Genomic DNA, 16207 nt, shown 5'->3' with positions numbered 1-16207 from the left:
GGCCGGTAGGGCCCGGTGCAAAACGGACAAAATGTCCCGAACATCGAGAATATGTGATGTTCTACTCTGGGACATGAGCACCCACGACCCCTCAGGCCCCCAGCCGGAGGGGGGCGGTACGCCCTCCTTCGACAAGCAGCCCCCGCAGCCGGGCGGCGGCACGCCGGAAGGCGAGCCGCCGGGCCCGACCCCGTCCCACGACCCGTCCGGTGACTCGTCCGGTGACCGGTCCGGCGGCCCCGGCGCCTACCAGGGCACCTACGGCGGAAGCCCGTACGGCGAACCGACCCCCGGTCAGAACCCGTACGGCCAGAACCCGTACGACCAGCCGCCGCCCGGCCACGGCACCGGCTACGGCCCCGGCGCGTACGGCACCCCCGGCGCCGGCCCCGTCCCCGGCATGCCGCCGATCGGCACCTGGCCCAAGCGGTTCCTCGCCCGGCTGATCGACTACCTCCTGATGCAGGCCGTCGGCGTGATCATCGTGGGCCCCTTCACCGACCTCAGCACGCGCAACGGCTCCACCGAGGCGTTCTGGCTCGGCTGCGCCATCTACCTCGTCTACGAGGCCCTGATGCTCAGCCGGGACGGCCAGACCCTCGGCAAGAAGGCGATGAAGATCCGCGTCGCCATGCTCGTCGACGGGAACAAGCCCACCCAGTCCGCCGCCTGGACCCGCGCCGCCGTCTTCATCCTCCCGGCCGTGCTCTGCTGCGCCGCGCTCTGGTGGATCGTCGACGGCCTCTTCGGCGTCTTCGACAAGCCCTACCGGCAGTGCCTGCACGACAAGGCCGCGAAGACCGTGGTGGTCACCACGGAGGTCTGAGCGGCGCGGCGGGACGCGCCCGCGCCCGGCGGCGGATCAGCGCTGCCGGGCGTACGCGTGCCCGGCAGCGGTCGCGGTGGGGTGCGGCGGGGCGGCCGGGGCCCCGGGACCCGACGCCACGGTGGCGGACCTGGCCGCGGCGGCGGACATCGAAAGCACCGTCACCACGGTGCCGAGCGCCAGCGCGAACCCCACCAGCACCACGACCGCCAGGACGCCCGAGGCGCCCGAGACGGCCAGCAGTGCCACCGTGGTGGCGACGACGGTGAACGAGCCGAGGCAGGCCTGGGCGACGGAGGGGCGCGGCATGGCGGGGGTCCTTCGCACGTCGGGGGAAACGGGCGGGAGTGGAGCCGGTTCCAGTGGTGCTACCCCGCGGGGAGGACGGGTACGTCCAGGCTAGCTCCCGGAGGCGGGGGCACAGGGGGCGCACGGGCTCACCCCGGGGTCGTCCGGGCCGCTCGGTACGGTGAGACCGGCACCTGCCACGCACTGTCGCAGAGCACGTATCACCGAGCACCACGTACCCGGGGGAACCGACCATGCCCATCCCCGCCGACTGGCCCACCACCGAGGCCGAGGCACTCGCCGAACAGGAGCGGCTGCGCCCGCTCGTCCAGCCCCACGACGACCCGGGCCGGGACCCCGCCGCCCCCGGCACCCTGATCGCCGGCGTGGACGTCGCCTACGACGACGAGCACGACCTCGTCGCCGCCGCGGCCGTCCTGCTCGACCGCGACACCCTGGACGTCGTCGAACAGGCCACCGCCGTCGGCCGGATCGCCTTCCCGTACGTCCCCGGACTGCTCGCCTTCCGCGAACTCCCCGCCGTCCTCGACGCGTTGGCCGCCCTCACCCGCACCCCCGACACCGTCGTCTGCGACGGCTACGGCCTCGCCCACCCCCGCCGCCTCGGCCTCGCCAGCCACCTCGGCATCCTCACCGGACTCCGCACCCTCGGCGTCGCCAAGACCCCCTTCACCTTCGACCACCACGAACCCGACGCACCACGCGGCTCCTGGACCCCCCTCACCGACCCCGCCACCGGCGAGGAGGTCGGCCGCGCCGTACGCACCAGGGCCGGCGTCAAACCCGTCTTCGTCTCCGTCGGCCACCGCACCGGCCTCGACACCGCCGTCCGCACCACCCTCGACCTCGCCCGCCACTACCGCCTCCCCGAAACCACCCGGCACGCCGACTCGCTCTGCCGCCGCGCCCTCGCCGACGCCCGACGCACCGGGACGAACGCGAACTGACCATGCCCCGGGCGGGATTCGGGCCCGGTGTGTTAGACATGAGGCACCGGGGCCCGGCCCCGGCCGCCAGGGGGACGGACGCACGGGGGAGGCGCCGACATGGGCACAGGAACCACCGGAACCGGATCGACCGGCGGAGCCGGACAGGGCTACCGCGTCGAGGTCGAACAGCTCCGCGCCTTCGCCGGCCAAGTACGGCTGCTGCTCGCCGACTTCCAGAAACACGCCGACGGCACCGACGCCCACGGCCGCAGCGGCATCGGCAAGACCGCCTTCGGGACCTTCGCCGAGGCCGCCGAGATCCACGGCCGCTACGGCACCATGCGGGACGCGCTGCGCGACGTCCTCAACCAGCTCCAGGAAGCCGTGAACGAGGCCCAGCAGAAGGCCGACCTCACCGCCACCAACTACGAGGAGCAGGACCAGCACACCGCCACGAAGCTCAAGCTCGGCGACGACGGCTGGTCCGTCGCCCAGCCCTCCGCGAGCAGCCAGGCCGCGGCCCAGCAGAACCGCACCCCGTCCACCCGCGGCAACGCCACCGTCTGACCGCCGCCCGCCCGCCCCGAACGGAGGCCGACCGCCCGTGGTCTACACCGACTTCACCAAGTACAGCCACGCCCAGCTCCGCACCATGGCACAGGCCCTCGACCCCGGCGCGGTGATGGCCGCCGGCGACCCCTGGCGCAAGGCCGCCGACACCCTCAAGCAGATCCGCCAGACCCTCACCAAGGCCAGCACCGAAGCCGCCACCTCCTGGGAAGGCACCACCAGCGACGCCTTCCACACCCGCATGCTCACCCTGGCCGCCAGCATCAACAACGCCGCCGCCTACGCCAACGACGCGGCCAACACCCTCCACAACACCTCCGAAGCCATGGCCAAGGCCAAGCGCGACATGCCCGAGGAACCCGGCAACTGGGACAAGGTCAAGGACACCGTCGGCGACGCCCTCTTCGGCGACGACGACGAACACATCCCCCTCGCCGACCGCAAGAAGGCCGAAGCGGCCGCCATCATGCAGACCCTCGCCATGCACTACCGCGTCGCCACCCCGGCCCTGAAGCCCCCGCCGGCGTTGGATACGAGGCCGCGGCAGCCGATCCGGGACGACCCCGCAGACGGCGCCCAGGGTGATCCGAGTGGTGCCGCGGCGACGGCGGCCGCGATGATGTCGGGCACCTCGGTGGGAGCGGCGGGAGCATCGACACGGCCGACGACCGTCCCGCCTTCTCAACGTAGTTCCGCCCAGCCGCCGATGACGGCTCGGCCCGTGGCGAGGAGTACGCCTGCTCCGACCGACTCGGGGATCAAGGGCGGTACGGCGCAGACTCCGTCGAAGCCCTCGGTCCCACCGGGTCGTGGTTCCGGTGACGGCATCTCCGGCAGGCCAGTGGCGCCCGCGAGCGGAAGCATGCCGAGTCCGGCGCTGGCCGGGACACAGACCTCCGGAGTGGAGCTCGTGCAGGCCGGGGGCACCGCCACCGGGCCGTTCGGGGGTGCCAATGGTCCGGAGACCCCTCGCACCACCGGCCCGACGACCGTCTCTCCGGCCGCGCCGATCGTCGGCCCGGGGAAGGTCGGCCCCGGAGGCCGGGAGATCGCGGGTGGCGTGGTGCCGGTCGAGGGTTCCGGTCCGCGTGGCGGTCGGGCTCCCGGCGGTTCCGGTGAGGTCAGTCCGGTCATGGGCGCCCGAGGCCCTGGAGCTTCTGGTGGCCGGCAGTCCGGGGGTTCTCTGGCGCGACCTGGCGGGGTCGCGGGAGAGACGGCGAAGCCGGGTGGCGCACAGGGCAAGCAGTCGTTCACGGAAGGCGGGTCCGGGCTGGGAGCACGCAATCGCCTCAGGGGTGAGTCGGGCCCCGCTACGACGAACGGCGCGTCTCCCGGTATCCCGCTGGGTGGAGCACAAGGACGCAAGAAGGAGCGGGGGAAGGACGGCAAGCGGCCCGACTACCTCGTTGAGGACGAGGAGACCTGGGCGTCGAAGAAGCCCGCGAATCCGAACGTGGTGGAATGAAAGCCGGTCCGTGAGCGGACAACGGTTCTGATCGCATCCCGCAGGTCGGTGACCTGTGGGATGCCGCGCTGAGTGGGGTGACCAGGTTTGACGAGCCGCCGGTTGGCACGTGGTACGGCGGCCCTTGCCGCTGGGGCACTGATCTGGGGTGTCGGGGCACCGGTGGCATCGGCCGATCAGATCAGGGACCAGCAGTGGGCTCTGAAGGCGCTCGAGGCGGAGACGAAGGTCTGGCCGACGAGCCAAGGCGATGGTGTGGTCGTCGCCGTGATCGACACGGGGGTGAGCCAGGATCAGCCGGATCTCACCGGACAGGTGCTTCCCGGCGGTGACTTCTCCGGTGGCAACACGGACGGTCGAGTGGACAACGACGGCCACGGCACCGGGATGGCGAGCCTGATCGCCGGACACGGACACGGTTCCCAGGACGGGATCATGGGCCTTGCCCCGAAGGCGAAGATCCTCCCGGTGAAGATCAAGTCTGGCGGCGACGGCCCGGACTCCCAGTCCACCTCCGAGCCGCAGCCGACCCCGGATCCTCAGCAGAACGACCTGGCGGACGCGATCCGCTTCGCGGCGGACCACGGTGCGAAGGTCGTCAACATGTCCATCGGAGGATATTCGCGCTTCGACTCGAAGCTGCGGAAGGCGGTCAGCTACGCGGTGTCCAAGGACATCGTGCTGGTCTCCAGTTCGGGCAACGGGGCCGGTCTGGGGGTCGAGTATCCGGCCGCCTTCCCCGGCGTGGTGGCGGTGGGAGCCGTGGACTCCAACGGGGTTGTGTGGGAGCGTTCCACGTCCGGCCCCGAGACCACGCTCACTGCACCCGGCGTGGGGATCTACCGTTCCGCTCCGAAGTCCTCGACGGGCTACGAGCGGAGGAACGGTACGTCGGATTCCACTGCCTACGTCTCCGCGACGGCGGCGCTCATCCGTTCCAAGTACCCGAACCTGTCCGCTGGGCAGGTGATCAATCGGATGATCAAGTCGGCCACGAGCCCGGCCGGTGGGCCGGCGGTGCCCAACGGTCAGTACGGCTACGGGCTCGTCGCGCCGGCGAAGGCCCTGGAGGCGAATCCCGCTGTGGACAACGGGCCCCGGGAGAACCCCCTGCTCGGGCGGATGGAGGCGAAGGGCACTCCGCCTCCGGTGGACGAGGAGACCGACGAGCCCGCCGTCGTGCCCATGGTCCCCGAGGGGGACAAGGCGAGCAGTGGGAACGGGGTCGGGGTGGTCGTGGGGGTGGCGGCCGGGGGGTTGGTGTTGGTGGTCGCTCTCGTCGGGGTGTTGGTGGTGCGGAGGCGGCGGGGGGCGGGTCAGTGAGTGGCGAGCCATTCGTCGCGTAGGGCGGCCATCTGGAGGACGTCCCAGTAGCGGTCGTCCCAGTGGTGGGCTTGGCGGGAGCGGCCTTCGAGGGTGAAGCCGGACTTGCGGTAGGAGTGGGCGGCGCGTTCGTTGTACTCGAAGACTTCGAGGTGGACGCGGTGGAGGCGGATGGTCTCGAAGGCGTGGCGCAGGACCAGGAGGGTGGTTTCGGTGCCGATGCCGCGGCCGGTGTGGTCCGGGGTGAGGGCGATCCGGTAGCCGGCGGAGGAGTTGTCGGGGTCGACGTCGTTGACGGCGGCCTCGCCGAGGAAGCGGCCGGTGGCGGGGTCTTCGACGGCGAGGTCGAGGCGGTCGGGCTGTTGGGCGCGGGTGGTGCACCACTGGTGGATCCGGTCGCGGGTGAAGGCGGTGCGGGTGCCGGTGAGCCGTTTGGTGGTCTCGTCGGCGCAGAGTTCCCACATCGGGTCGGTGTGCCGTTCGTCGAGGGGGACGAGCCGGATGGTGGGGCCGTGCAGGGTGGGCTTCACGGCGAGGGCGGCGAGATCGGTGGGAGCGGTCATGGCGGCCAGGATGGATGGTCGGCTTCCGGTTCGTCCACGTGTTTAGTCCTGGCGTGCGGGCGCGCACCGGTTGGGGTGCGCGCGGGGACGGGGGCGTGTGTCGGGCGGGCGCGCCGGGTGAATGCGCCGGGGGTGGCAGTATTTCGGCGACCGCTGGCGTCATTGCCGCTGGTGGGGTTCCCCCGGTGGCGGAGATGCTGGGCCCATGAGCACTCCTGAGCGCACGCGGGTCGAGAGCACGTCGATCGCCGCCACGAAGACCGCCGACGACGGGATCGTCCCCGACACCAAGGACTGGACCTGGGTACTGGAACGCCCGTGCCCCGACTGCGGGTTGGAGACTCCGCGGGTGGTGCGGGAGGACGTCGCCGGGATGGTCCGGGCCAATGCGGAGGGCTGGCTGGCGGTGCTGGCGGGGGATGTGGACGGGCTGCGCAGGCGGCCGGCTCCGGGGGTGTGGTCGGACCTGGAGTACGCGTGCCACGTCCGGGACGTCTTCCGGCTGTTCGAGGTCCGGCTGAACCTGATGCTGGACCTGGAGGACCCGCTGTTCCCCAACTGGGACCAGGACGGGACGGCCGTCGCCGAGCGCTACGGGGAGCAGGACCCGAAGGTGGTGGCCGGGGAGCTGGCGGAGGCCGCTGAGACGCTCGCCGCCGCTTTCGAGCGGGTGGCGGGGGCGCAGTGGGCGCGGACCGGGAGCCGCAGCGACGGGGCGCGGTTCACGGTCGAGTCGTTCTCCCGGTACCTGATCCACGACCCGGTGCACCACCTGTTCGACGTGACGGGCGAGCGGGTCTGAAGCCGGTCCTGAAGCCGGGCCTGGAGCCGGGCCCGGGAGCGGGGCCGAGGCCCGGTCTGAGGCCGGACCGGAGGCGGCCGGGGCGCGGGGTCACCAGCCGGAGGCCTCGCGCAGCATGGTGCGGCGCAGCCGTCCGGCCACGCTGGCGGCGTCGGTGCCGATGACGTCGGCGATCTCGGGGGCGGCGAGGCCGACGACGTAGTGCAGGATCGCCAGGTCGTCGTCGGCCGGGTGGCGGTCCGGGGCGGGGGTCGCCTGGCGGGTGTGGTCGGCGACGGTGCCGCGCAGGATCTCCCAGGCGTGCGCGGTGGGGTTGGAGCTGCCCATCAACTCCCGCCAGTGCACCGCGATTTCCGCGAAGGCCTGTTGGACGGCGACGGCCGCGGCGCTGTGCTCGGTCAGCCACACGCGCGCGTAGCTGAGGTACCGGGGGCGGTGGAGTTCGCAGAACGCGGTGAACTCCAGGGGCACCTCCGCCGGCTCGCCGGGCCTCGGGGGCGGCTCGGCTGAACTCTCGTGACGGTTGGTCATCTCGGCTTCTCGGAAAGGGAGATGGGTTTCTGACGGTCGATCATCTGTGCTCACTCTACGGTAGGCCCTCGGTGCGCTGGGTGACCAATCCGATGGAATGCCCGGAACCCGCCGCCGCCAGGCCGGTTCCGGTGGCGACCGGGTGCGGCGAGGTGGCGGGACGGCCGGGCGGAGGGCCGGCGAGGGCCGGTGGGGCGGTGCTGCGCAGTGGCGCGGGATTCGTAGGTGCGAGCGTGTCGCGGCTGGTCAGAGGGTGTGGGGCGACGGCGGCCGCAGGGCGGTTGATGTGCCACCGTAGGCCCTGTGGAGGCTGGCGTCCACGCCCAGGGCGCGAACCTGGGTGCGCACAACCACCCGCACAACCGCACTCACGATCGTGGGGAAGATCGCCACGGAAGAGGGCATGGTCGTCACCGCGATGACGTCCGCGCGGGCGGGCCGGACGGCGTGCGCGGAACGGGTGCGCCGTGGACGCGGTGGACCCGGCGCCCGCCGCGCGCCGGGGCGGAGGGCGCGCTGGTGGGGCGGCCGTTGGGCGGGGTGGTCCCGCGACCGCCGGTGTGCCGCCGGGGGCGTCCGCCACACCCCGGCGGCCCGGATCGGGCCGGGCGGAACGCCGGGGGCGGGAGGGCGGGCGGAGCGGCCGGCTGTCCGTCAGGAGGTCGTCCGGGCCTCCGTGGGGGAGATCCGGTCGACGGCGGTGTCCCGTTCGACCTGGGTCGGGAAGGCTTCGACGGCCCGTCGCCGGGCCGCCTGCGCCGCCGCGGCTGCCGCGGCCGCAGCCGCCGCAGCTGCCCCGGCGGCGGCCTCCTCGCGCTCGCACCGGTGCGCCGGGCCCGTGTGCGCCGCGCCCGTGGCGTGGGCGCCGGCGGCATGCGGACCCGCGGCGTGGGCGCTCGCCGCGTGCACACCCGTGGCGTGCGCGGCGGGGGCGTGCACGCCCCCCGCGAGCGCCCCGGGGGCGTGTCCGGTGGCCCGTCGTCGGCGGCCGAGCGCGGCCCGGGCGGCATGCTCCTCGGCGGCCTGTCTAGCGGCCAGGTAGGCCTGTACGGCCGCCATGCCGTAGACGGGCTGGATGAGCTGGTGGCCCTTGAAGAAGGGCCTGGCCGGGGCGAACCCGGCGGCGACCACGAGGTCGCGGATCTCTGCTATCTCGGCCTCACTGCGGGCGGTGAAGCGGACCTCCCAGCCCTTCTTGTACGTATGCCCCTTCTCGCCGCTGCGGCGGGCGGGGTCCGGGCGGCGGACGTATCCGGGCAGACGGCCGAGGCGGAGCTGGGCCGCGCGGAGGCCGGCGGTCTCGTCACGTGACATGACGTAAGCCTAGGCAATCCCCGGGGCGGGATTGACGCCTTGGGGGTCCCTCGCCGTATGCCTTTGATCACTCTGGGTCAGGCGACCAGGTCGGCGATCGTTTTCGATCACATATGACAACCTGATGAGCGTCAATTACTCCAAATGAGTGAGGGTATGAGGACTTTAGTGCGGGCTGATCCCGGTTTCGCGACGGTTGGGTAACAGTGCGTCAGGGTCTCGGTCGCGGGTCCGGACGGTTGGGGATGGTGTCGGCATGAGCTACCGGATTCCGTCGCCGCCGCCGTCCCTGGAGGAGCTGGCGAAGCGTCAACAGAACGTCGTCACCGCGAGCCAGCTGCGCGCCCGGGGCGTGCCGGCCCGGATCATCACCGAGCACTGCCGCCGGGGCGGCCCCTGGCGGCGGGTGCTGCCCCGGGTCTACCTGCTGCAGTCCGCCGAGCCCACCCCGGAGCAGCGGATGTGGGCCGCGCTGCTGTACGCCGCGCAGAACGGCCGGGAGGAGGGCCGCCGGGAGGGGGCGGTGATCACCGGTACGGCCGCGCTGGCGCTGTACGGCTTCACGGTTGTGCCCCGGCTGCCCGCGGTGACCGGGGTGGACGTCCTGGTGCCCCGACAGCGCCGGCTGAAGGACGTCGGCGAGGTGCGGATCCGGCGCACCGAACGGGAGTTGGTGGCCCGCTCGGTGCACGGCCTGGCCTGTGCGCCGGTGGCCCGGGCGGTCGCCGACGCGCTGGTCGAGTGGACGGCGGAGCCGGGTGGCGCGGCGCCGGTGCGCGAGGTGCTGCGGGAGGCCGTCGCCCTGCCCGGGAACCGCTGCACGGTACGGGAGTTGGTGTCCGAGCTGACCGACTCGGGGCTGACCTGCGAACCGCGGGTGCGTGCCGCCCTGGACGAACTGCTGGCCGTCGAGCGGGACTTGGCGCTGGAGCGGATCGGCCGCCTGGTGGACGAGCGGCTGCTGCCCGCCCCGCTGAACGCCCCCGAGCTGCGGATGCGCGGCGGCACGTACATCGCCGTCCCGGACCTCTACTGGCCGGAGCGGGGCGTCGCGGTGGAGGTGGACTCGGAGCTGCGCAGCGTGAGCGAGGGCGAGGCCGCCTGGGTGCGCGGCGGGCAGCACCGGATGGAGTACCTGGGCATCCGGGTGGTGTACGTCTGCGGGGCCGCGCTGGCCGCCGACCCGGACGCGGTCGGCGGCGAACTGCGCGAGGCGTACCGGGTCGGCGGGACGGACGTGGTGGAGCTGCTGGTGGTCTGAGCGGGCGACGCCGGCCGACCGGGACACGCCGGCCGCACCCACAACACGCCCGCACAACACGCCCGTACGGCACGACCCCCCGAATGCCGTTACGAACGGACCACCGGCGCGCCGACCAGCTCGACCCCGGCCGCCCGCAGCTCCGCCAGCGCGGCGGCGGTGGTCTCCGGGTTCACCCCGGCGGTGAGGTCCAGCAGCACGCGGGTGGTGAAGCCCGCCCGGGCGGCGTCCAGCGCGGTCGCCCGGACGCAGTGGTCGGTGGCGATGCCGACCACGTCGACCTGGTCGACCTGCCGCTCGCGCAGCCACTCCACCGGACCGCGGTTGTTCTCGTCCAGCCCCTCGAAGCCGCTGTACGCCGCCGAGTGGGCGCCCTTGTCGAAGACCGCCTCGACCGCGCCGGAGATGACGGCGGGCGCGAAGTTGGGGTGGAAGCCCACGCCCTCGGTGCCGGCCACGCAGTGCGGCGGCCAGCTGTCGACGTAGTCCGGCTCGGCGGAGAAGTGGTCGCCCGGGTCGATGTGGTGGTCGCGGGTGGCGAGGATGTGCCGGTAGCCGGGGGAGGACTCGGTGATCAGGTCGGTGATGGCGGCGGCCACCTCGGCGCCGCCGGCGACGGCCAGGCTGCCGCCCTCGCAGAAGTCGTTCTGCACGTCGACGACGATCAGTGCCCGGTGCATGACTCGCATCCTCGGATCTCGGGGGCCCGCGGGAGGCGGCGCCCCGGTGGGGGAGCCCTCGGGAGTACGCGGCCCGGCCGTGCCGGGCGCGGGGGGGTACTCGGGGAGCTCCGGGGGAACTCGGGGAACTCTACGGCTGACTCTAGGGAGTGGCGCCCGGGGGCGGAAGCCCCGGGGCCGGTCCGGGACATCCCGTCCGCGGGGGCGGGGGTCCCGGGGCCGGTCCGGTGGTCCGGCCCCGGGTTCCGGTCAGCGGCCGGGGCCGGCCGGCAGGACCAGTTCGGTCGGCAGCACCGGGTCGCCCTTGGACAGCTGGGTGGCCGACAGCGGCAGCGCGGCGCGGGCGCGCACGTGCCGGTCGCGGGCGGCGCTGAGCGGTTCCCGGCCGACGGTCTCGCCGCCCAGGACCAGCGGCACCTGCGTCAGGTGCGGGCGCAGGTAGTCCGGGACGGGGCCGGTGCCGACCACCTCGGCCTCGGCCACGCCGTCGGCGTCGGGCCGGCGGGCCGCCCACTTGCGGCCGCCGATGCTGGTCTTGCCGCCGGCCGCGCGCTTGGCGACCGGGATCAGCGGCCCGCCGTCGGTCTCGGCCCGGGCGACCAGCTTGTAGACCATCGCGCAGGTCGGGTGCCCGCTGCCGGTGACCAGGCTGGTGCCGACGCCGTAGCCGTCGACCGGGGCGGCGGCCAGGGCGGCGATCGCGTACTCGTCGAGGTCCGAGGTGACGATGATCCTGGTCCGGTCGGCGCCGAGGTCGTCCAGCTGGCGGCGGACCCGGTGGGCCAGCAGGGTGAGGTCGCCGGAGTCGATCCGGACGGCGCCCAGGTCGGGGCCGGCCACTTCGACCGCGGTGCGCACGGCCTCGCGCAGGTCGAAGGTGTCGACCAGCAGGGTGGTGCCCTTGCCCATGGAGGCGATCTGCGCCTTGAAGGCGTCCCGCTCGCTGTCGTGCACCAGGGTGAAGGCGTGGGCGGCGGTGCCGGTGGTCGGGATGCCGTGGGTGAAGCCGGCCTCCAGGTCGGAGGTGGCGGCGAAGCCGGCCACGTAGGCGGCCCGGGCTGCGGAGACGGCGGCGTGCTCGTGGGCCCGGCGGGCGCCCATCTCGATCACCGGGCGGCCGCCGGCGGCGGCGGTCATCCGGGAGGCGGCGGCGGCGATGGCCGAGTCGTGGTTGAGGATCGAGAGGATCACCGTCTCCAGGATCACGGCCTCGGCGAAGGTGCCCTCGACGGTGAGCAGGGGAGAGCCGGGGAAGTAGACCTCGCCCTCGGGGTAGCCGTGGATGTCGCCGCGGAAGCGGTAGTCGGCGAGGAAGCGCAGGGTCTCCTCGTCGACCACGCCCTGGTCGGCCAGCCAGTCCAGCTGGGGCGAGGTGAAGCGGAAGTTCTCGACGGCGTCCAGCACCCGGCCGGTGCCGGCCATGACGCCGTAGCGGCGGCCGCTCGGCAGGCGGCGGGTGAACACCTCGAAGACGGAGCTGCGGTGCGCGGCCCCGCTGCGCAGGGCGGCCTGCAGCATGGTGAGCTCGTAGCGGTCGGTGAGCAGGGCGGTCGAAGCGGCCGCTCGCACGGAAGTGGCGTCCATACGGATGATGCTACTACCACTTAGCGTCAGAGTGACGATTTCTCGTCGAGCGTGCCGGGGCGGAATCGCCCGGGTGTCCCCCGGATGGCAGCATGGGGCATGAGTGGTTACGGACGACTGTGCAGCGAGGAGGACCGGGGTGAGCGTCGCGCCCGTGGAGATCGAGCGCCCGGAGGTCGAGGGGGTGCCGGTGACCGAGCCGGACACGCCCTGGGTGACCATCGTGCACAACGACCCGGTCAATCTGATGAGCTACGTCCAGTACGTCTTCCAGGCCTACTTCGGCTACCCGAAGGACAAGGCCCGGAAGCTGATGATGGACGTCCACACCAAGGGCCGGGCGGTGGTCTCCAGCGGTTCCCGCGAGGAGATGGAGCGCGACGTCCAGGCGATGCACGGCTACGGCCTCTGGGCGACGCTGCAGCACGACTGATGCCGGGCCGACTGACGCCGAGCCGACTGACACCGGGCCGACCGGCGCCGGCCGTACGACCGAAGACGACGAAGACGGGCTGACCGATACAGATGGCTGGGTTGTTCGAGAGCGCCGGCAGTGGTGGCGCGGCGATCGCGCTGGACGAGTGGGAGGCCTCCATCCTGCGCTCGCTGGAGGTGCAGGTGCTGGAGCTGATCGGCCCCGGTCCGGGCGGGGAGGGCGGCGACCCGCTGGCCGCGCTGTTCGCCGAGGGCCCGACCGAGGCGCCCGCCGACCCGGTGCTGGCCCGGTTCTTCCCGGACGCCTACAGCGACCCGGAGGAGCCGGCGGACGAGGAGGCCGAGGTCGCGTCCGGGGAGTTCCGCCGTTTCACCGAGCTGGACCTGCGGGCCCGCAAGCGGGACGACGCGCTGTTCGTCGTCCGGGCGCTGGACGGGCTCGGCGGCGGCGGGGTGCTCAAGCTGGCCGCGCCGGACTGCCTGCGCTGGCTGGGCGCGCTGAACGACCTGCGGCTGGCCGTCGGCGTCCGGCTGGAGGTCACCGAGGACGACGAGGACGGCCTCTACGAGCTGCCCGACGATGACGAGCGCAAGCCGCTGGTGATGGCGTACCTGTGGCTGGGCGCGCTGCAGGAGTCGCTGTTGGAGGCGATGGCGGACTGACCTGCGCGGACCGCTCCGCGTGGGCCGCTCCCCGTGGACCGCTCCGCGGGGGTCGCCGTATACGCACCGTGTCGCACGGATCGCCCTGCGGGGTCGATCCTGCCCGATTCCGGGCAAGCCCCGGCCGTTTTGTCCAGAATATGGACGATCAGCCGGGGCTTTTCCCATCAAAATGGGACAGAACATACCAGGTCATGCTCAAATAACGCTCAGATGGACGCCGCTATCCGAACCCTGCGTGGTACGACTTCTCCACCCCCGAGACCGACCAGGACGGTGCACAGTGGCCGAGAAGTTGTACGACGAAAGGGTCGATACTCCACCGGATGCGGAGGGCTACGAGCGCGGGCTCGGCAGTCGCCAGATCCAGATGATCGCGATCGGCGGTGCGATCGGCACCGGTCTGTTCCTCGGCGCGGGCACCGCGATCTCCCGCTCCGGTCCCAGCCTGATCCTCTCCTACGCCGTCGCCGGCCTGGTGATCTTCGTGATCATGCGGGCGCTCGGTGAACTGCTCACCTACCGCCCGGTCTCCGGCAGCTTCGCCGAGTACGCCCGGGAGTTCCTCGGTCCCTTCGCCGGCTACGTGACCGGCTGGACGTACTGGCTGTTCTGGGTCGTCACCGGCATGGCGGAGACCACCGCCGCCGCCGTCTACGTGCGGTTCTGGGCGCCCGGCATACCGCAGTGGGCCAGCGCGCTGACCTTCCTGGTCCTGCTCTACGCGGCCAACCTGATCTCGGTGAAGCTGTTCGGCGAGATCGAGTTCTGGTTCTCCATGGTCAAGGTCACCGCCATCATCGGCATGATCCTGATCGGCGTCGGCGTGCTGACCCTGGGCTTCAGCAAGGCCGGTGACACCGCGTCACTCGGCCACCTCTGGCAGGACGGCGGCTTCTTCCCCGAGGGCATCGGCTCCACCGTGATGACCCTTCAGATCGTCATGTTCGCCTACCTGGGCGTCGAACTCGTCGGCGTCACCGCGGGCGAGAGCGAGAACCCCGAGAAGACCCTGCCGCGGGCCATCAACACCCTGCCCTGGCGGATCATGCTGTTCTACATCGGCGCCCTGGTGGTCATCCTCTCGCTCGTGCCGTGGACCGAATTCCGGCCCGGCGTCAGCCCGTTCGTCGCCGCCTTCGGCAAGATCGGCATCCCGGCGGCGGCCGGCATCATCAACTTCGTGGTGCTCACCGCCGCGCTCTCCTCCTGCAACTCCGGGATGTACTCCACCGGCCGCATGCTGCGCGACCTCGCGCTGCGCGGGCAGGCCCCGGGACGGCTCACCAGGCTCAACTCCCGCCGCACCCCGGCCTTCGCGATCACCGTCTCCTGTCTGCTGATGGGCATCGGCGTGGTGCTCAACGGCGTCGTCCCGGCGCGGGCGTTCGAGTACATCACCTCGGTCGCCACGGTCTGCGGCCTGTGGACCTGGGCGATGATCCTGATCTCCCAGATCCGCTACCGCCGGGCCTGGCGGGCCGGCCACCTGCCGCCGCCCACCTTCAAGGCGCCCGGGGGCACCTGGGTCAGCGGGGCCGCGCTCGCCTTCCTCGCGGTGGTCGTGGTGCTGATCGCGCTGGACCGGGACAACCGGATCTCGCTGTTCGTCTTCCCGGTCTGGGCCCTGCTGCTGGTGGGCGGCTACCAGGTGCTCAAGCGCCGCGACCCGCAGGCCGTCCTCGGCGCCGCCCCGGACGGGGCGCCCGCCCCCACCGGGAACGCCTCCGCCGGGAACACCCTCGACGGGAACGCCCTCGACGGGAACGTGGACGCCCGCTGACCGAGCCTCGGACACCCGGCGGACGGCCGCCGGGGCGTGGCTATCCTGACCGCATGCTGACCATCACCCGAGAACTCCGCGACCGGATCGTGGCCCACGCCCGCGCCGACCACCCGGACGAGGCCTGCGGCGTGGTCGCCGGACCGGCCGGCAGCGGCCGGCCCGAGCGGTTCGTCCCGATGCTCAACGCGGCCCGCTCGCCCACCTTCTACGAGTTCGACTCGGGCGACCTGCTCAAGCTCTACCGCGAGATGGACGACCGGGACGAGGAGCCGGTGATCGTCTACCACTCGCACACCGCCACCGAGGCCTATCCCTCCCGCACCGACGTGAGCTACGCCTCCGAGCCGTTCGCCCACTACGTCCTGGTCTCCACCGCCGAGGGCAGCGGCGAGGAGGACCCCTACCAGTTCCGCTCGTTCCGCATCGTGGACGGCGAGATCACAGAGGAAGACGTGCAGGTCGTCGAGGCCTACCCGGTGTGACCGGTACCGGCGCGGACCCGGCCCGCCGACCCCTCCGAGGGGGCGGCGGGCCGCCGTCGTCTCAGTCCTGGGAACGGGAACATCCGGATCCCGAGACGGGCATGTCGAAGCGAGCCCGGGAATCTATACGATGAGCCCATGCGTTCCGTCGATGTGAGCACCCAGGCCCCGGGCACCCGCCTCGTGGCGCGCCTGCACATCGACCTGTGCCGGCACGCCGGTGCGATCTGTCCCGGCACGCCCGCGCGCTCGCGCTGAGAGCCGCTTCACCACCTCACCCGGGCCCGCCGCCCCGCGGCGACGCCGGGCCCCGGGCGCCCGCCCCGCCGCGTCCGCCGCGGCCCACCCACTCCACGACTCGCACAGGAGCGCACCCATGGCCATCGAGGTCCGCATCCCGACCATCCTCCGCACCTACACCGACGGCGCCAAGGCCGTCGAGGGCAACGGCAGCAACCTCGGGGAACTCTTCACCGACCTCGACGCCCGCCACCCGGGCATCGCCGCCCGCCTGGTCGAGGGCGGCGAGCTGCGCCGCTTCGTCAACGTCTACCTGAACGACGAGGACGTCCGCTTCCTGGAGGGCATCTCCACCGCCCTCGCCGACGGCGACAGCGTCACCATCCTGCCCGCCGTGGCCGGCGGCGCCCGCTAGCGTTGACCGGTTCCCCCGTCGCCACGGCG

Annotated in this window: 19 protein-coding genes; 13 read left to right on the top strand and 6 right to left on the bottom strand. The window is 72.6% G+C overall.

Translation table 11 applies throughout. The features are described 5' to 3' along the window. The first annotated feature begins 73 nt into the window (after positions 1 to 73). A complete protein-coding gene (locus ACWDCZ_RS04635; RefSeq protein ID WP_387968058.1) occupies positions 74 to 826 on the top strand; it encodes an RDD family protein in 753 nt (250 codons plus the stop codon). A 36-nt stretch (positions 827 to 862) separates the two neighbouring features. Here the strand turns inward: ACWDCZ_RS04635 and ACWDCZ_RS04630 are convergent, their stop codons facing one another. Continuing rightward, a complete protein-coding gene (locus ACWDCZ_RS04630; protein WP_380740328.1) occupies positions 863 to 1135 on the bottom strand; it encodes a hypothetical protein in 273 nt (90 codons plus the stop codon). A gap of 233 nt (positions 1136 to 1368) precedes the next feature. Between ACWDCZ_RS04630 and ACWDCZ_RS04625 the strand changes: the two genes are divergently transcribed. The 4 genes from ACWDCZ_RS04625 to mycP all read left to right on the top strand — a co-directional run bounded on the left by ACWDCZ_RS04625 (position 1369) and on the right by mycP (position 5422). Further along, positions 1369 to 2082, top strand: coding sequence for an endonuclease V (locus tag ACWDCZ_RS04625; RefSeq protein ID WP_049657751.1), 714 nt, complete (start codon positions 1369 to 1371; stop codon positions 2080 to 2082). A 99-nt stretch (positions 2083 to 2181) separates the two neighbouring features. Continuing rightward, positions 2182 to 2631, top strand: coding sequence for a hypothetical protein (locus ACWDCZ_RS04620; protein WP_049657753.1), 450 nt, complete (start codon positions 2182 to 2184; stop codon positions 2629 to 2631). A 112-nt stretch (positions 2632 to 2743) separates the two neighbouring features. Continuing rightward, on the top strand, positions 2744 to 4099 hold the full coding sequence (locus ACWDCZ_RS04615; RefSeq protein WP_449815186.1) for a hypothetical protein: 1356 nt from the start codon (positions 2744 to 2746) through the stop codon (positions 4097 to 4099). A 162-nt stretch (positions 4100 to 4261) separates the two neighbouring features. Then, on the top strand, positions 4262 to 5422 hold the full coding sequence (gene mycP, locus ACWDCZ_RS04610) for a type VII secretion-associated serine protease mycosin (protein WP_387968064.1): 1161 nt from the start codon (positions 4262 to 4264) through the stop codon (positions 5420 to 5422). Here the strand turns inward: mycP and ACWDCZ_RS04605 are convergent. Beyond that, on the bottom strand, positions 5416 to 5985 hold the full coding sequence (locus tag ACWDCZ_RS04605) for a GNAT family N-acetyltransferase (RefSeq protein ID WP_449815185.1): 570 nt from the start codon (positions 5983 to 5985) through the stop codon (positions 5416 to 5418). The two genes, mycP and ACWDCZ_RS04605, sit on opposite strands and share 7 nt — an antisense overlap. A gap of 205 nt (positions 5986 to 6190) precedes the next feature. Here ACWDCZ_RS04605 and ACWDCZ_RS04600 point away from each other — a divergent pair, with 205 nt between their 5' ends. Then, positions 6191 to 6787 (top strand): DinB family protein, encoded by a 597-nt coding sequence (locus tag ACWDCZ_RS04600; protein ID WP_449815184.1) that lies wholly within the window; start codon positions 6191 to 6193, stop codon positions 6785 to 6787. Positions 6788 to 6877: 90 nt separating this feature from the next. Here the strand turns inward: ACWDCZ_RS04600 and ACWDCZ_RS04595 are convergent, their stop codons facing one another. Both ACWDCZ_RS04595 and ACWDCZ_RS04590 read right to left on the bottom strand, forming a co-directional pair. Then, a complete protein-coding gene (locus ACWDCZ_RS04595) occupies positions 6878 to 7318 on the bottom strand; it encodes a hypothetical protein (RefSeq protein WP_049657761.1) in 441 nt (146 codons plus the stop codon). A 654-nt stretch (positions 7319 to 7972) separates the two neighbouring features. Beyond that, complete coding sequence (locus ACWDCZ_RS04590) at positions 7973 to 8632, bottom strand: hypothetical protein (RefSeq protein WP_074005042.1); 660 nt, start codon at positions 8630 to 8632, stop codon at positions 7973 to 7975. Positions 8633 to 8888: 256 nt separating this feature from the next. On the opposite strand from ACWDCZ_RS04590, the gene ACWDCZ_RS04585 reads away from it, so the two are divergent. Next, positions 8889 to 9893 carry a hypothetical protein gene (locus ACWDCZ_RS04585; protein ID WP_049654308.1) on the top strand — a complete coding sequence of 335 codons (1005 nt, stop codon included), beginning with the start codon at positions 8889 to 8891 and terminating at the stop codon, positions 9891 to 9893. An 89-nt stretch (positions 9894 to 9982) separates the two neighbouring features. Here the strand turns inward: ACWDCZ_RS04585 and ACWDCZ_RS04580 are convergent, their stop codons facing one another. Continuing rightward, on the bottom strand, positions 9983 to 10573 hold the full coding sequence (locus ACWDCZ_RS04580) for an isochorismatase family protein (RefSeq protein ID WP_074005044.1): 591 nt from the start codon (positions 10571 to 10573) through the stop codon (positions 9983 to 9985). Positions 10574 to 10822: 249 nt separating this feature from the next. After that, on the bottom strand, positions 10823 to 12157 hold the full coding sequence (locus ACWDCZ_RS04575) for a nicotinate phosphoribosyltransferase (protein ID WP_049654311.1): 1335 nt from the start codon (positions 12155 to 12157) through the stop codon (positions 10823 to 10825). A gap of 139 nt (positions 12158 to 12296) precedes the next feature. Between ACWDCZ_RS04575 and clpS the strand changes: the two genes are divergently transcribed. The 6 genes from clpS (at position 12297) to ACWDCZ_RS04545 (ending at position 16178) form a co-directional block, all read left to right on the top strand. Continuing rightward, positions 12297 to 12590: an ATP-dependent Clp protease adapter ClpS gene (clpS, locus tag ACWDCZ_RS04570; RefSeq protein ID WP_049654313.1), complete on the top strand. Its 294-nt coding sequence runs from the start codon at positions 12297 to 12299 to the stop codon at positions 12588 to 12590. 92 nt (positions 12591 to 12682) lie between these two features. Next, a complete protein-coding gene (locus tag ACWDCZ_RS04565) occupies positions 12683 to 13255 on the top strand; it encodes a DUF2017 domain-containing protein (RefSeq protein ID WP_449815183.1) in 573 nt (190 codons plus the stop codon). A 283-nt stretch (positions 13256 to 13538) separates the two neighbouring features. Next, entirely contained in the window at positions 13539 to 15038 is a 1500-nt protein-coding gene (locus tag ACWDCZ_RS04560; protein ID WP_449815182.1) for an amino acid permease, read from the top strand. A gap of 53 nt (positions 15039 to 15091) precedes the next feature. After that, positions 15092 to 15523: a Mov34/MPN/PAD-1 family protein gene (locus ACWDCZ_RS04555; RefSeq protein WP_380775101.1), complete on the top strand. Its 432-nt coding sequence runs from the start codon at positions 15092 to 15094 to the stop codon at positions 15521 to 15523. Positions 15524 to 15661: 138 nt separating this feature from the next. Continuing rightward, positions 15662 to 15781 (top strand): putative leader peptide, encoded by a 120-nt coding sequence (locus ACWDCZ_RS04550; RefSeq protein ID WP_310593142.1) that lies wholly within the window; start codon positions 15662 to 15664, stop codon positions 15779 to 15781. Positions 15782 to 15899: 118 nt separating this feature from the next. Then, on the top strand, positions 15900 to 16178 hold the full coding sequence (locus ACWDCZ_RS04545) for a MoaD/ThiS family protein (protein WP_030242903.1): 279 nt from the start codon (positions 15900 to 15902) through the stop codon (positions 16176 to 16178). Positions 16179 to 16207 lie beyond the last annotated feature (29 nt).

It is taken from the genome of Kitasatospora sp. NPDC001225 (assembly GCF_053597855.1).
The sequence above is the reverse complement of the archived record's forward strand: the minus strand, read 5'-3'. Positions and strand labels throughout refer to the sequence as shown.

Coding starts and splice junctions, on each gene's coding strand:
- ACWDCZ_RS04555 (WP_380775101.1), top strand. CDS start 15,092: ATGCTGACCATCACCCGAGAACTCCGCGACCGGATCGTGGCCCACGCC.
- ACWDCZ_RS04585 (WP_049654308.1), top strand. CDS start 8,889: ATGAGCTACCGGATTCCGTCGCCGCCGCCGTCCCTGGAGGAGCTGGCG.
- ACWDCZ_RS04595 (WP_049657761.1), bottom strand. CDS start 7,318: ATGACCAACCGTCACGAGAGTTCAGCCGAGCCGCCCCCGAGGCCCGGC.
- ACWDCZ_RS04605 (WP_449815185.1), bottom strand. CDS start 5,985: ATGACCGCTCCCACCGATCTCGCCGCCCTCGCCGTGAAGCCCACCCTG.
- ACWDCZ_RS04600 (WP_449815184.1), top strand. CDS start 6,191: ATGAGCACTCCTGAGCGCACGCGGGTCGAGAGCACGTCGATCGCCGCC.
- ACWDCZ_RS04630 (WP_380740328.1), bottom strand. CDS start 1,135: ATGCCGCGCCCCTCCGTCGCCCAGGCCTGCCTCGGCTCGTTCACCGTC.
- ACWDCZ_RS04635 (WP_387968058.1), top strand. CDS start 74: ATGAGCACCCACGACCCCTCAGGCCCCCAGCCGGAGGGGGGCGGTACG.
- ACWDCZ_RS04620 (WP_049657753.1), top strand. CDS start 2,182: ATGGGCACAGGAACCACCGGAACCGGATCGACCGGCGGAGCCGGACAG.
- ACWDCZ_RS04565 (WP_449815183.1), top strand. CDS start 12,683: ATGGCTGGGTTGTTCGAGAGCGCCGGCAGTGGTGGCGCGGCGATCGCG.
- ACWDCZ_RS04580 (WP_074005044.1), bottom strand. CDS start 10,573: ATGCACCGGGCACTGATCGTCGTCGACGTGCAGAACGACTTCTGCGAG.
- ACWDCZ_RS04545 (WP_030242903.1), top strand. CDS start 15,900: ATGGCCATCGAGGTCCGCATCCCGACCATCCTCCGCACCTACACCGAC.
- ACWDCZ_RS04550 (WP_310593142.1), top strand. CDS start 15,662: ATGCGTTCCGTCGATGTGAGCACCCAGGCCCCGGGCACCCGCCTCGTG.
- ACWDCZ_RS04575 (WP_049654311.1), bottom strand. CDS start 12,157: ATGGACGCCACTTCCGTGCGAGCGGCCGCTTCGACCGCCCTGCTCACC.
- ACWDCZ_RS04625 (WP_049657751.1), top strand. CDS start 1,369: ATGCCCATCCCCGCCGACTGGCCCACCACCGAGGCCGAGGCACTCGCC.
- ACWDCZ_RS04590 (WP_074005042.1), bottom strand. CDS start 8,632: ATGTCACGTGACGAGACCGCCGGCCTCCGCGCGGCCCAGCTCCGCCTC.